This is a genomic window from Litoribacter populi (assembly GCF_007483685.1).
In the GTDB taxonomy this organism is placed as follows: Bacteria; Bacteroidota; Bacteroidia; order Cytophagales; family Cyclobacteriaceae; genus Litoribacter; species Litoribacter populi.
Map to the genome: position 1 here is coordinate 2,727,124 of NZ_VMKN01000001.1, position 14,509 is coordinate 2,741,632.

At 47.5% G+C, this 14,509-nt stretch carries 14 protein-coding genes; 4 read left to right on the top strand and 10 right to left on the bottom strand.

Going from position 1 to position 14,509, the window contains the following annotated elements:
* Positions 1–169: 169 nt before the first annotated feature.
* From FPL27_RS11780 to FPL27_RS20050, 8 genes are all read right to left on the bottom strand, one after another.
* Positions 170–985 (bottom strand): SDR family oxidoreductase, encoded by an 816-nt coding sequence (locus FPL27_RS11780; RefSeq protein ID WP_143961280.1) that lies wholly within the window; start codon positions 983–985, stop codon positions 170–172.
* Between the two features lie 20 nt (positions 986–1,005).
* Entirely contained in the window at positions 1,006–2,301 is a 1,296-nt protein-coding gene (locus tag FPL27_RS11785) for a TRAP transporter large permease (protein WP_143961281.1), read from the bottom strand.
* A complete protein-coding gene (locus FPL27_RS11790; RefSeq protein WP_143961282.1) occupies positions 2,301–2,795 on the bottom strand; it encodes a TRAP transporter small permease in 495 nt (164 codons plus the stop codon). Before FPL27_RS11790 ends, FPL27_RS11785 begins: the two co-directional genes overlap by 1 nt.
* 20 nt (positions 2,796–2,815) lie before the next feature.
* A complete protein-coding gene (locus FPL27_RS11795; protein WP_143961283.1) occupies positions 2,816–3,790 on the bottom strand; it encodes a TRAP transporter substrate-binding protein in 975 nt (324 codons plus the stop codon).
* Positions 3,787–4,467: a beta/alpha barrel domain-containing protein gene (locus FPL27_RS11800; protein ID WP_143961284.1), complete on the bottom strand. Its 681-nt coding sequence runs from the start codon at positions 4,465–4,467 to the stop codon at positions 3,787–3,789. Before FPL27_RS11800 ends, FPL27_RS11795 begins: the two co-directional genes overlap by 4 nt.
* 116 nt (positions 4,468–4,583) lie before the next feature.
* A complete protein-coding gene (locus FPL27_RS11805) occupies positions 4,584–5,579 on the bottom strand; it encodes a sugar kinase (RefSeq protein WP_143961285.1) in 996 nt (331 codons plus the stop codon).
* A 101-nt stretch (positions 5,580–5,680) separates the two neighbouring features.
* Positions 5,681–6,496 carry a Gfo/Idh/MocA family protein gene (locus tag FPL27_RS11810; RefSeq protein WP_235893423.1) on the bottom strand — a complete coding sequence of 272 codons (816 nt, stop codon included), beginning with the start codon at positions 6,494–6,496 and terminating at the stop codon, positions 5,681–5,683.
* Positions 6,497–6,517: 21 nt separating this feature from the next.
* Entirely contained in the window at positions 6,518–6,886 is a 369-nt protein-coding gene (locus FPL27_RS20050) for a Gfo/Idh/MocA family protein (protein ID WP_235893424.1), read from the bottom strand.
* A gap of 304 nt (positions 6,887–7,190) precedes the next feature.
* On the opposite strand from FPL27_RS20050, the gene FPL27_RS11815 reads away from it, so the two are divergent.
* Positions 7,191–8,576: a 3-keto-disaccharide hydrolase gene (locus FPL27_RS11815; protein WP_143961286.1), complete on the top strand. Its 1,386-nt coding sequence runs from the start codon at positions 7,191–7,193 to the stop codon at positions 8,574–8,576.
* Between the two features lie 3 nt (positions 8,577–8,579).
* Entirely contained in the window at positions 8,580–9,950 is a 1,371-nt protein-coding gene (locus tag FPL27_RS11820; protein WP_143961287.1) for a Gfo/Idh/MocA family protein, read from the top strand.
* An 11-nt stretch (positions 9,951–9,961) separates the two neighbouring features.
* Here FPL27_RS11820 and FPL27_RS11825 read toward each other — a convergent pair whose 3' ends face one another.
* Positions 9,962–10,975 carry a LacI family DNA-binding transcriptional regulator gene (locus tag FPL27_RS11825; protein ID WP_143961288.1) on the bottom strand — a complete coding sequence of 338 codons (1,014 nt, stop codon included), beginning with the start codon at positions 10,973–10,975 and terminating at the stop codon, positions 9,962–9,964.
* A 189-nt stretch (positions 10,976–11,164) separates the two neighbouring features.
* Between FPL27_RS11825 and uxaC the strand changes: the two genes are divergently transcribed.
* Positions 11,165–12,583 (top strand): glucuronate isomerase, encoded by a 1,419-nt coding sequence (uxaC, locus tag FPL27_RS11830; protein ID WP_235893425.1) that lies wholly within the window; start codon positions 11,165–11,167, stop codon positions 12,581–12,583.
* Positions 12,584–12,596: 13 nt separating this feature from the next.
* Positions 12,597–13,778 (top strand): mannonate dehydratase, encoded by a 1,182-nt coding sequence (gene uxuA, locus FPL27_RS11835; protein ID WP_143961290.1) that lies wholly within the window; start codon positions 12,597–12,599, stop codon positions 13,776–13,778.
* Between the two features lie 96 nt (positions 13,779–13,874).
* Here the strand turns inward: uxuA and FPL27_RS11840 are convergent, their stop codons facing one another.
* Entirely contained in the window at positions 13,875–14,447 is a 573-nt protein-coding gene (locus tag FPL27_RS11840) for a cupin domain-containing protein (RefSeq protein ID WP_143961291.1), read from the bottom strand.
* Positions 14,448–14,509: the final 62 nt, after the last annotated feature.

Here is a 14,509-nt window from a genome sequence, read left to right on the forward strand (position 1 = left end):
TTAGTGCTCGGGACTCAAAAGAAAATGCATTATTATTCAGTGATTTATCCGTATATTAAATATAAACCGGAAACTTTTAAAAGCTTTCAAAGGGGGTGAAACCATGGGATGACAACCCCGCCATCCCGCACATGTGGTATTTACCTCCTGTGTCCTGTGAAATTTAAACCTACACCCCCGAATAAGCCATAAACCCGCCGTCCACCGCCACCACCGTGCCGGTCACAAATCGGGAAGCATCGCTGCAGAGCCAATGAATAGCCCCATGTAGATCCTCCGGTTGGCCAAAGCGGGCCAAGGGTGTATGAGAGATAATCTGTTTTCCCCTTTCAGAAAGCTGTTGCTCATTTTCCATCAACAGATTCCTGTTCTGCTCAGTAAGGAAGAATCCGGGCGCTATGGCATTTACCCGCATAAACTCTCCATATTTCTGGGCAAACTCCACAGCCAGCCATTTGGTAAGATTTTCGATACCGGCTTTTGCCGCCGCATAGCCCAATACCCTTGTCAGGGGTCTGTTTGCCGCTACTGAGGAGGTATTGATGATGCTGACGGGGTGGCCCTGAGTGAGCAGAGGCAAAAATGCCTTGATGGGTAAGAGGGAACCCTGATAGTTCAGCTTCATCACCTGGTCTAAGGCTTCGGGGGACAGATCTTCCAACGTCTGCTCTGGCGTGATTACCGCTCCGGCCACATTGCCTCCCGCCATGTTGATCATCACATCCACCTGTCCGACCATTCCTTCCAGCTTGTCAGCCGCTTGAGCAAGTTCCTGCTCCTTGGTCACATCTGCAAGAATGACCTCCACCCTTCCGCTTCCGGAGGTCAATTCCTGTTTCGCCTTTTCAAGTTTCTGCTCATTTCTCCCCAGCAGAAAAATACTGGCTCCCTGGCCCAACAAGTAATGTGCTATTGATTTCCCAAGTACGCCGGTGGCACCGGTGATGAGGATGTTTTTTCTTTTGATATCAAACAGGTTATCCATAGGTTAAGTAGTTTAGGTGGTTAAAGGCCGAAAAGAGACGGCAGCCAAAGGGTAATACCGGGAAAGAGCGTAATGACCAGTAGGCCAACTATCATGGCCAGAAAGAATGGTAAGAGTGGCAACACCACTTTCTGTATACTTGTTTGGGCCACCCCCACGCCGACAAACAGCACTGACCCAACTGGCGGGGTGCAGAGCCCAATACAGAGATTCAAAATCATAATTATCCCGAAATGCACCGGGTCAATGCCCATTTCCACCACTATAGGCAAAAATATCGGTGTAAAAATCAGCACCGCAGGCGTAATGTCCATAAACACCCCCACAAACAGCAATATCAAATTGATCAATATCAAGATCACGAACATGTTGTCACTGAGCGAAAGGAGCGAATTGCTAATGGACTGGGGAATCTCCTCCACCGACATCACCCAGGACATACTCATGGAGGTGGAGATCAGCAGCATGACTATGGCTGTGGTCTCAGAGGATTTCAACAATATGGAGGGAATCGCCCTTATCTTTAGCTCAATGTAGAAAAAGGAAAGCAAAAGCGTGTAAATCACCGCAATAGCTGAGGCCTCCGTTGCCGTAAATATGCCGGCAACTATTCCCCCGATGACGATGATCAAAAGCATCAGGCTGGGGAAGGCATTGAGGAAACTTTTTCCCAGGACCTTCAACGGCACCTTTTCCCCTTCCTTGATATTCTTCTTCCTAACAAAAACCGCAGCTGTCAGCATCAGAAGCAGGCCGATAAACAACCCGGGCAAATAGCCGGCAATAAACAAGGCCGCAATTGAAACCCCACCGGAAGCCAGGGAATACACTATAAGAATATTGGAAGGAGGAATGATCAAGCCGGTAGTTGAAGACGTTATATTGACCGAGGCACCAAGCTCCTTGGGATAGCCCTCCTTCTCCATTCTTTTGCCCAATATTCCTCCTATGGCAGAAGCGGCAGCTACTGCAGACCCGGCAATGGCCCCAAATAGCATCGCGGCAATCACATTGACGTAAAGCAATCCGCCCGGCAGCCTGCCCATCATCGCCTTTGCCAGGTCAATCAAACGGTTGGCTATTCCTCCACGGTTCATAATCTCACCTGCCAGGATAAAAAACGGTATGGCCAACAAGGTAAAACTGTCCAATCCTGTCCCCATCCGCTGGGCAATGGTAGTAACTGATGTTCCTGCGGCAACTGATACCAGCAAGGTCAGCAGACTTGATATACCCAAACTCCAGGCAACGGGTACACCTATTCCCAGAAAAATCAAAAAGCTCAATATTAGAATTAAAATGCTCAATTGGTCCATTATAAAGGATTGGAAGAGGTTTTATAAGAATGAATAATCTGTACCAGCTGGTAGTAGACTACCAGCAAGCCGCTGAAAGGAATGACGGCATATACGAAGGCAAGGGGAACCTGCAGGGCCGCTGACTTTTGCTCCAGTAAAAAGGTGATATATACCAGATTGGATCCTCCACCAATCATCACCGTCGCGGCAAAAATCAGGATCAAAGCCTTAATGATAACTTCCAAATAATGTCTATTTCTACCGCTCAAATATTGGTGCAGCACATCAATGGCCAGATGCTTGTTCTGGCCGGCCACATAGGCTGCCCCCAGCATCCCAAGCCAGATCAGCATATACCTCGAAAGTTCATCGGTAAAGGGACTAGGCTGCTGAAAAATGTATCTTGATACCACCTGCCAGGTCACGTTCAGGACCATCAGCCCCATTAGGAGCATCAAGGCTCCTGACACCAGCCTGTCGAGTTTTGTTACAAAATGAGAAGAAAAGATCATATTTTGGCTCTACGTAAAACTTAAGGATGATTTCTGATTTCTTGGATTAGATCAAAGAGTTGCGGTTGGAAATTCTCTAAAGAGTGGTAAATAGGTTCCACAGCAGAACGGAAAGGTTCCTGGTCCGGGTAGGTGATGGTCACCCCTGACTTTTCCATTTCCTTCAGGGCATGGGAGGTGGCTTCAGCCCATATTTTCCGCTGGTAGACGGCAGACTCCTCGGCGGCCTCCTGCAGCCAGTTTTGCTCTTCAGGAGAAAGTCTGTTCCAAATCTTGGTACTCACCAGCACAATGTCCGGTGTGGCCACATGTTCATTGATTGAATAGTACTTGCAGACTTCGTAATGCCTTGAGGTAAAAAGACTCGGGGGGTTGTTTTCCGCTCCGTCCACTACTCCCTGCTGCAGGGCTGTATAAAGCTCCCCGTAAGATACAGGAGTGGGAGAACCTCCAAAGTTTTTAACCATGGAGGAGGCCAGGTTGCTTTCCATTACCCTGATCTTTTTCCCACGGAGATTATCAGGGCTTTCCACGGGTCCATTTTTGGTGTAAAAACTCCTGTTGCCTGCATCATAGAAAGTCAGGCCTCTCAACCAGTAATCCTCCCCTTCCAGCAAAAGCCTTTTTCCAATTTCCCCGAACAGGATATTATGCCTGTGTTCATCGTCTCTAAAAAGATAAGGAAGGCTTAACATCTCCAATTTGGGCGCAAAACTTTCCATGACCGCAATACTGACCTTGGTCATGCCCAGGCTCCCGATCTGAAGGAGTTCCATCAGTTCACGTTCTGTGCCCAATTGCTGGTTTGGGTAAATTTTCACCTGCATTTGTCCTGCAGACTTTTTCTCCACTCTTTCGGCCAAAAACACCATCGCTTCATGTACAGGGTGTGATGTTCCCAATCCGTGTCCCATCTTGATCACCCTGACAGCATCTTTCTGCCGGCAGCCGCAGATCAAAATCAGAAGGAAGAATAGAAGGAAGCGTTGGTTCATGTTAAACATTCTCCTTCCCTCCTGATCTGCCGGATCATATCCAGGCAACCTGATATGGCTTCCTGCAATGCCCCGTATTTTTCGTCTTTAATATACTCCTTTTTTAAAAGCTGTGAGCCCATCCCCACGCAATGCACTCCGGAGTGGAACCATTCCTCCAAAAGGGGGAAAGCAGGTGCCACTCCACCTGTGGGCATAATCCTGACATCGGGCATTACAGAAAGTACGGACTTGACAAATGTCGGCCCGAGCAAGTCGCTTGGGAAAGCTTTTACCATATTTACCCCTAATTCCGTAGCATGAAATACCTCTGTGACAGTCGCACAGCCGGGGATAGACAGAACTTCGGCCTCTTTGCATGCAATGATCACTTGGGGAACCAAAGCGGGTGATACCACGAAATCCGCTCCAGCATTTATAAATTCTTTTGCTTGCACCGAGGTGAAAATCGTACCTATCCCTAGGAAGAGACCTCCGTACTGGGATGCATGAATCTTCAGCTGCCTGAATACTTCCAGAGCGTTTTCCTCCCTATTGGTGAATTCAAAAACCCTTACCCCCGCACTATAAGCCGAATCTAAAACCTTTTTGGCCACCTCAAAATCCGGATGGTTAAACACCGGCACCATCCCCGTCTCCTTCATTGCCTTTAATATCTCCTGATTCTTTTCCTCCATGGGTACTTATTCTTTTGCTTAGCTCTTTTATCGCTCCTGTTTTTTATCCGCGAAGGAGACTCTGTGAAACTCCGTACTCAACTCTGTGAAACTCTGTGTCCCATTTCCTACACTCTTTATCTCAACAGCCTCCCCACATTCTCTCCCTTTACAAGATCCTGTACCTCTTCCAGGCTTGCCAGGTTTTTGTCTCCAGGAATAGAATGTTTGAGTACCGCAGCAGCAGTGGCAAATTCCACAGCTTCATCTGACCGCATATGGAGCAGTCCATAGATCAGACCGGCCACATAAGCGTCCCCACCTCCGACCCGGTCCACAATCTGTGGCATGTCATATGTTTTGGAAACCATCATATTTTCCCGGTCCCATAACTGCCCCCTGAGCTTGTTATGTGTGGCAGAAATATGGTTTCTTTCGGTATTTGTTATAAATTTTATAGCAGCATGTTTGCTCATTGCCATCCTGCAGGCCACTTCATAATCTTCTTCATCTATGCCCAGACAATTATACAAATCCGTGGCTCCTGCTACTATCAGATTGCTGTAGCTGATCAACTCCGGCATGACCTCAAGAGGATCCACTCCAAAGTTCCAGAGGTTTCTTCTATAATTAATGTCTCCGCTTATCAGCAGTCCTTTTGCCGAGGCTGCTTTTATAGCCTTTAGGGTAAGATCAGCTGCCTTTCGGGAAAGTGCCGGCGTGATTCCCGTCCAATGAAAGCAATCTGCGCCTTCAAATACCCGGTCCCAGTCCACTTCCTCTCCTCCAAAATTGGAGAAGGCAGAGTTAAAGCGGTCATAAATAATTTGGGAAGAGCGTTGCATACTGCCCGTTTCCATGAAATACAGTCCCATTCTTCCCGGGATATAAAATACCTGTTCGACGGAAACACCAAACTGCTGCAGATCACGCCCTGCAGCTTCCCCGATGGCGTTGTCGGGCAGTGCAGTTACGTGAACTGCCTCCAAGCCCCACCGGGCCAAGGAAACCGCCACATTGGCTTCTGCGCCTCCGTAAAAAACACTTAATTGTCGGGCTTGGGAAAACCTGTCATTTCCAGACGTATTAAGCCGCATCATGATTTCCCCCAAAGTAACCACTTTCTTTGCCATAGCTAAAAGTATCCGGTAAATAATTCTTTTAAAACAAACTCCTTCAAAATCCACGCAATCGTTTTCGATATAAATCAATTAGCCGCACGCACCTTGGAATTTTAGCTCAGGTCAAACTTCCCCTGCCACTTTTCCACCTTGCCATTGTAAAGGGACTGATTGGCCAGCGCTACCGCAATAGCCGTTTCCCCACCGTTGAAAACATTGGAATACGGCAACCTTTGCTCTTGAAGGCAACTGTAAAAATCCTCCAGGGCATAATAAGTACCGTCCTTGAGTGTGCCTTCAGTGAGTTTTATCCCAGCTTTGTTATCGGTCCAGGTTAGTCTGGTCGCGCCTGAAACACCATCCACATCCTGAAGTTCAGCCCTAATATCCTCTTCAGGATAAAATATGCCATCGTCCATCAGCAGGGAAACCATACCTTTGGTTCCTTTGATTTTAAAGCTGTAGCCTTCCTGCTGATTGGAACAAGTCGCACCGAAATTGCCGATCATTCCCTCCTCCTCGTATCGCAAACTGAGCTGTATGTTGTCAAATGTTTCCCTTCCATCTTTATAATGGTCAATCCCACCTACCCCATACACAGAAGTCGGCCGGCAATCAAATGCCCAGTGTACAAAATCCATTTGGTGAGAAAGCAGTTCGGCGGCCAGTCCACCGGAATAATCCTGGTACATACGCCAGTTAATCTGCCTTTCCAATTCAGGGGCTTGGACCGGTCTTCTCCAGTCATGGTTTCGGTCCCAGCGGGCATCTATAGCTGTGACTTTGCCCAGATAGCCGTCGTCTATCATTTGCTTTACTCTAAAATATAAAGGTGAATACCGGTATTGATGCCCCACCTGAACTACCTGTTTGGGCCTTTTCTTCGCCAGTCGACTGATTTCCAAAGCCTGGTCCGTGGTAAAGGTCATGGTTTTTTCCAAATACAGATGCTACCCGGCCTGCAGGGCAGCCTTTGCATGGTTGTAGTGAAAGGACAGAGGAGTGGAAACCACCACAATATCCAAATCCTTTTGCTCCACTAGCTCCCGGTAATCTTTATAATACTTAATGGACTTTCCTGAATGAGCCTTTTTGGCGTCCTCCAGCCTGAAATCCAGGTTGTCACAGATGCCCACTACTTGGAATTTTTCAGGCATCTCCCCCAGGATCCGGTGAAGTCCGGAGCCCCGGTCCCCATATCCTATTATGCCAACTTTATATACCTTCCCGTCAATAGTTAAACCTGACGCCCAAGGAACAGCAATTACTGATGCAGCGGATAACATTGCCCCTGCTTTTATAAACTCTCTTCTTTTCAAACTGAGTAAGTTTTTTATGCTAATGTGGACATAAAGTAATCAACTTTCCTGTGGAAAGGAAATTATTGAACCAGGATTTTCCCTTCAAATAGAAGTATAGGCAAGTGAAAACACCCCTTTTGAAAAAAACCAAATAAGCGTAAAAATCTATAAAAACCCTCTATTCCTTTTTGAACCATTCTTTTTAAAAAGGATAAATGCCCCGCAAACGTTTCCGTAAATAAACCCTCCAGGTTCTTGAGTTTTTCCTCTCAAATGGCTTAAATTATAAAATCGTTTTAAGGATAACCCAAGATTTACCTATATGAAAACATTCAAAAACCTGGCACTTATTTGTACCTGTTCCCTCACGTATTTAGCTTGTGCTCCTTCCCCACCACAGGATAAAGCAAACTGGAGAACCCTTTTCGACGGGCAATCCCTTGAGGGCTGGCATTCCGTGATGGGAGAGGCTGATTTCGAAGTAGTCGATGAGGTTATTATCGGTTATGCCAAAGCCAACACTCCCAACACTTTTCTAATAACAGAAGAGGAATATGGTGATTTCATCCTAGAACTGGATCTTAAAATCGAAGACCTTTCCAGCAATTCCGGTATAATGGTCAGAGGGCAATTTGACCCCGAAGGGAGAAACGGAGGTGGACTTGTCTACGGTTACCAGATTGAGGCCGACCCTACTGACCGGGCATGGTCGGGCGGTCTTTATGATGAAGCCCGTCGTGGCTGGCTCTATCCCTTGGACCTCAACCCAGAGGCCAAGTCCGCATTCAAGATGGGTGAATGGAACAGTTACCGGATCGAAGCCATTGGCAATGAGATCAAATCCTGGATCAATGGGCAGGAAGTGGCTTACGTCGTGGACGACAAAGACGCCAGGGGTCATATCGGGCTTCAGGTACACAGCATCAATGATCCAAAAGATGAAGGCAACAAGACCTATTTTCGGAATGTCAGAATCCAAACGAAAAATCTAAACCCAAAACCATTTGACAAAGAAGTGTTTGTAGTCAGCACCCTTCGCAATGAATTGACAGATTATGAAGAAGACTGGGGCTGGAAATTGCTTTTTGACGGTGAAAGCCCCGATGGCTGGATCGGTGCCTATAAAGAGTCCTTTCCCGAAGAGGGCTGGCACATTGAAGACGGGGTGCTTTGGGTGGAAGCTGCAGACGGCGGAGAATCCACCAACTTCGGGGATATCGTCACTGAGGAAAAGTACAGCGCTTTTGACCTGGCATTTGATTTCAAGATGACCGAAGGCGCTAACAGCGGAGTAAAGTATTTCGTGACCCTGACAGAAGGAAATGTAGGTTCTGCCATTGGTCTTGAATATCAGATCCTCGACGATAAAAGGCACCCTGACGCCAAAATGGGAAGGGACGGAAACAGGACCCTTGCCTCCTTGTACGACCTGATCACAGCCGAAAAGCAGCCCCGCTTCATCAATTCCATAGGTGAATGGAACAGGGGCCGGGTCGTGGTCCATCCCGACAACAGGGTGGAGCACTACCTGAACGGCATCAAAGTACTTGAATACAACCGGGGATCGGAGGAGTTTCGCGACTTAGTAGCCAAGAGCAAATATAAAGACTGGGAAAATTTCGGTGAGGCTGAAGAAGGACATATATTGCTTCAGGACCATGGCGATGAAGTGCACTTCAAAAATATTAAGATCAAACCTTTTAATTAACTCATGAAAAAACCAGATAAATCAAGACGGGATTTCATCAAAAAATCCTCACTAGCCACCGTAGGCCTTTCCACCTTGGGGGCAGTGGGCTTTTCGGCCAAAAGTTATGCAAACATCCTGGGTGCAAACGACCGGCTAAACATAGCCATCATCGGTCTTGGCAGAAGATTGGGGGCTTTTTACCAGCCCATCGCCATGGATGGCAGCAATGTCAGGCTCCTTTACCTCTGTGATGTAATGAAATCCCAAAGAGAAAAAGCGGCCGTCAATTTTGCCGAACATATAGATTACACTCCGAAGCAGGAAAACAGCTTTTTCAAAGTCATCGAAGACAAGGAGGTAGATGCCATCATCAATGCCACTCCGGACCACTGGCATGGCCCGGGTTCTTGGCTGGCCATGGAGGCGGGCAAGCATGTTTATGTCGAAAAGCCCTGCAGCCACAACCCCCGTGAAGGGGAATTGCTGGTGGAATACCAAAAAAAGCACGGGAAAGTAGTCCAGATGGGCAATCAACAACGAAGTTCGGACCATACCATTGAAATCATCCAACAGATCCACGACGGAGTGATAGGAAACCCGTATCTGGCCACTGCCTTTTACACCAATGCCCGTGGGGAGGTACCTGTGGCCACGGAGGCTCCTGTACCTGAAGGTCTGGACTGGGAGCTTTTCCAGGGCCCTGCTCCAAGAAAGCCTTACATGCACGACACCTGGGATTACAACTGGCACTGGTACGGTTGGGATTACGGCACTGCCGAAACCGGCAACAATGCCACCCACGAGCTGGATGTGGCAAGATGGGCCCTTCAGACCGATTTCCCCAACAAGGTCATGGTGGACTCCGGCAAATACCATTTTGTCGACGACGGCTGGACCATGTACGACACCATGAAAGCAACTTTCAAGTTTGAGGATGACAAGACCATTGAATGGGACGGCAAGAGCCGGAACAACTATAAAACTTACGGAGCTGACCGGGGTACCGTCATTTACGGCACTGAAGGTTCTGTCTTTGTGGACCGTGGCAAATACCAACTCTTCGACAGGAGCGGAAAAATGGTCAGGGAAGTGGAATCCGGAAGTGTGGAAGGCAGCACCAACCTCGGAGGCGGCGGAGACACCAGCACCGACCATGTGGTCAACTTCTTCGAGGCCATCAGGGGCAAAGCCAGGCCCAACTCACCAATAGACGAGGGTGCCAAAAGCTCCCTGCTCTGCCATCTGGCAAACATAAGTTCAAGAGTCAATGAAAACTTCGAATGTGACCCCTCAAACGGGCACATATTGAACAATCCCAAGGCCGAGGCTTTATGGTCGAGGGAATATGAAAAAGGTTGGGAGCCTGGCTTGCAGGTTGGGAGGAGAACCTAGCAATCTGCCCTTTAACCTCCTGAAGATTCCCTTATCGTGAGCTGTGATGGCAAGGTAATAACCTTGTCTTCCAAGGCAGGTTTTTGGTTTTTAAGTTTGGCCATGAGCTGTTTGGCGCACTCCGAACCGATTTCATAAGCCGGCTGGGAGATGGTGGTCAAGGGAGGGGCCAACAGTTCGGCAATTTTCATGTTTGAAAAACTCACCAGCTTCACGTCGTGGGGAATATTCAGGCCTGTTTTCCCTACCGCATGGTAGGTGGCGATGGCCAACTTCTCCACGGCGGCCAGGATCCCATCAGGACGGTCAAGTTGGTACAAGATATCAGAAAGTAACTGGATATTTTCCTCATCGGAATGGCTGCAGGGAACTATCCAATCCTTTTCAAAAGGAATTCCATTGGCATTGAGTGCCTCCTGATATCCCCTTAGCCTCTCCTTTCCGATTGAGAGTTCCTGGGATAGCTGGAGGAAGAAAATCTTCCTGCAGCCTTTTGCAATCAAATGGCTGGTGGCATTGTACCCACTTTCATAATCATTGGTGATATACTTGGTGGTGGGGATTTCCGGGCAAATACGGTCAAAAAATATCAGGGGACGGCCCTTCTGGTGAATGGATTTCAAATGATCAATGTCTGAGGCCTGTCCAGATATCGACATCACAATGGCATCCACCCGGCCGTTGAGGAGGTAGGACACAATCCTTCGTTCGGTTTCCACTTCCTCACGGGTATTGTAGATCAGCAGGTGATAGCCGTGTTGCTGAGTAATGTCCTCAATACCGTCAATCACCTGACCGAAGAAGTTATTGATCCTTTCGGGGATGATCACTGCTATGGTCTTGCTCTTTTGCTCCCTGAGGCTCCGGGCATAGGGATTTGGATGGTAATTAAGGGAATCGGCCAAAGCCCTTACCCTTTCCTTGGTGGCCTGGCTTATTTCATAGCTGTCGTTTAAAGCCCTGGAAACAGTTGATGGGGCAAGCTTCAGCTTTTTTGCAAGGTATTTTATGTTTATATCAGGCATGTATAGTTTTATTAAGAAAGACCGAAGACGGGAGACGGAAGATTTCTCCTCACACATAGGTTCTTCTGTTCCAAGTTAAATATAAATCACCATGTAGGGAATCGATTCTATGAAAAAGCCTCTTTTCCTTACTAACTGAAGGTTGAATTCAGTAAACTTACTTAAACGACAACTACTACTATGGATGTTATGAATTTTAGCAACAGAAAAGGGTTTATGGATGAGGATTTCCTCCTTGAGGGGGAATTTGCCAAAAAACTTTATCATGACTTTGCCAAACACCAGCCCATAATCGACTACCACAACCACCTGCCCCCTGATGACATTCTTCAAGATAGGTTATTTGAAAACATCTCCCAGATCTGGCTTTCAGGTGACCATTATAAATGGAGGGCAATGAGGACTTTGGGCATACAGGAAAAATACATTACAGGTGATGCCACTGATGCCGAGAAATTCGAAAAATGGGCATTTACAGTCCCCTATACGCTAAGAAACCCGCTTTATCACTGGACCCACCTGGAACTGAGGAGGTACTATGGCATCAAGGATTTGCTCAACCCAGAAAATGCCCAGAATATCTATCGCACCACATCGGAAATGACCAACAGCCCGGAATTCAGCACTCAAAGCCTGCTTCGAAAAATGAATGTAGAGGTGATCTGCACCACTGATGACCCTGCCGATGATCTATCCGCCCATAGGCAATTCCAAAACACCACCTCAACTCTGAGAATGTTCCCAGCTTTCAGACCCGACAAGGCATTTAGCATTGAACAGACTGCCTATACCAACTACATTACAAAACTTTCTCAAGCGGCAGGATTTGAAATCAAAAACTACGACGACCTGCTGCAGGCCTTGCAAAAGCGGGTGGATTTCTTCCATCTGAACAATTGCCGCTTGGCCGACCATGGTCTGGAAAGCCTTTTACATTTCTCTAGGCAGGTGGCTGATCCGAATGTGATCTTTCAAAAAGCGCTCAGTGGAAAAAGCGCTACCCTGGAAGAAACAGCATACTTTAAATTTAGAACACTTCTGGAGCTTTGCCGGATGTACCATACCAAAGGATGGACACAGCAGTTCCATCTGGGTGCCCTTAGGAACAACAACAGCCGCCTGTTCAAAAAATTGGGACCCGATACCGGATTTGACTCCATTGGAGATTTCGGGCAAGCCGATGCACTTTCGGGTTTCCTCAATGAGCTGGATTCCACCGATCAGTTGGGCAAAACTATCCTGTACAACCTCAACCCCGGGGACAATGAAGTATTTGCCACCATGACCGGCAACTTCAATGACGGATCTGTCAAAGGAAAAATCCAGTTTGGCTCCGGCTGGTGGTTTCTCGACCAGAAAGACGGCATGGAGCGGCAGCTCAACACCCTTTCCAACATGGGGCTGATTTCCTGTTTCGTTGGAATGCTGACCGATTCGAGAAGCTTTCTTTCTTTTCCCAGACATGAATATTTCAGAAGGATCTTGTGCAACCTGTTTGGCAGAGACATGGAAAAGGGACAGCTTCCGACTGATGAAAAGTGGGTGGGCAAGATCATCGGCGACATCTGCTACCACAATGCCAAAAACTATTTTAACTTTCCTTCCTAAAAACAAGCTATCTATGAGCATGGAAAAAACCTGGCGCTGGTACGGCCCTAATGACCCGGTAAGCCTCTGGGACATCAAGCAGGCCGGTGCAACCGGAGTGGTCACCGCCCTCCACCATATTCCCAACGGGGAGGTATGGGAAATAGAAGAGATCCAAAAACGAAAAAGCGAACTGGAAAGGGTGGGCCTCACCTGGTCAGTGGTGGAAAGCATACCAGTCCACGAGCATATCAAAACCCGGTCGGGTAAATTTCAAACCTACATCGACCACTACAAGCAAAGCATTCAAAACTTGGGCAAATGCGGAATAGACACAGTATGCTACAATTTCATGCCCGTGCAGGACTGGACAAGGACGGATCTTGAATTTGAGCTGGAAGACGGATCCAAAGCCTTGCGTTTTGATGCTGTGGCATTTGCAGCCTTTGAGCTTTTCATATTGAAAAGGCCCGGTGCGGAGGCAACTTATTCCGAAGAACTACAACAAAAGGCCAAAGCACATTTTCAAAGTCTCTCGGGGGAGCAGAGGCAATTGTTGGTCACCAATATCATTGCCGGACTTCCAGGAGCTGAGGAAGGCTATACCCTAGAGGACTTCCTTCAAACCCTGGATACCTATAACCACATCAGTGCTTCAGACCTGAAGGCCAATTTGGCTTACTTTCTCACCCAGATCATCCCTGTTGCCCAAGAGTCGGGAATATTCATGGCTATCCATCCGGATGACCCGCCCTACCCAATACTGGGCCTTCCAAGGGTGGTTTCCACCGAGCAGGATGCCCTGGATCTGCTTGCTGTAGTTGACAGTCCCCATAATGGACTGTGTTTTTGCACGGGCTCTTACGGAGTCAGACCCGACAACGATCTGCCCGGTATGGTGCGGCGCCTTGGCCACCGGATCAATTTCATACACCTTCGCAGCACTATCCGGGATACCAATGGAAGCTTTTATGAAGCCGACCACCTAGACGGTGACGTGGACATGTACAATGTGGTAAAGGCAATACTGGAAGAGCAAAAGAAAAGAATCCTCCAAAACCGCCCCGACAGACGACTGCCCATGCGCCCCGACCATGGCCACCAGATGCTGGATGACCTCAACAAAACCACCAATCCCGGCTATTCAGCCATTGGCCGCCTGAGGGGTCTGGCGGAGCTCAGAGGCCTGGAATTGGGCATTATAAAAGGCTCTTAGCCAATGGAAGTTTCCCTTTGTTAATACTAAATTATAACGAGATCGAAACACAATAGAAAGAAAGGGAACAGCGGAACCACAGGTGCCCTGCAAAATTCATTTTTCTATCTGCTCCGTCATCACAACTGTCCGTTGAGAGGCCGATGTGGTTTGGACTTTTTTCTCTAATTGCTGTAGGCGTTTGTACAGCAACCATTTAAACAGAAAAAATCTCTTTAGGAAACTGAATATTTTATATCTCAATCCAATGGGATAGGTTCCCCTCATGTCCAATAGCAGCCAGCTGTCCAGTAAAGTGGGGTTGATGTTTTGGTTGTCCAACTCAAACTTTAGTCTATACCCTTTTTCCAAATTGGGCTGCCCCGGCTTACATACAACTTCATATTCAATAGGACTTGCCCCGGGATTGATCACGGAATGAGGTATCAATTTTTCGGCAAAAAATGTATCCCCATCACTTAAAAAATTTCTTTCTCCATTTTTAAGTTTGATACAAACTGTTCCCTTGACCGGTATTACCTGTTGCGTAAATCTCTTATGGAAATGAAGCGGGTTGTTAGAAGTTGGGTACAATTTGACCCTCATTTTCGTCAATTCCCCCGAAGTCTCTGCGGAGGTTTCCTGAAAAGTAATGGTATGACCAGATTTATGACGAATTATTTTTTCCATATGCCAAATAGTTTAGCATAATTGATACCAATTTCTGCATTTTCCACCCCCCCTAGCCCAAA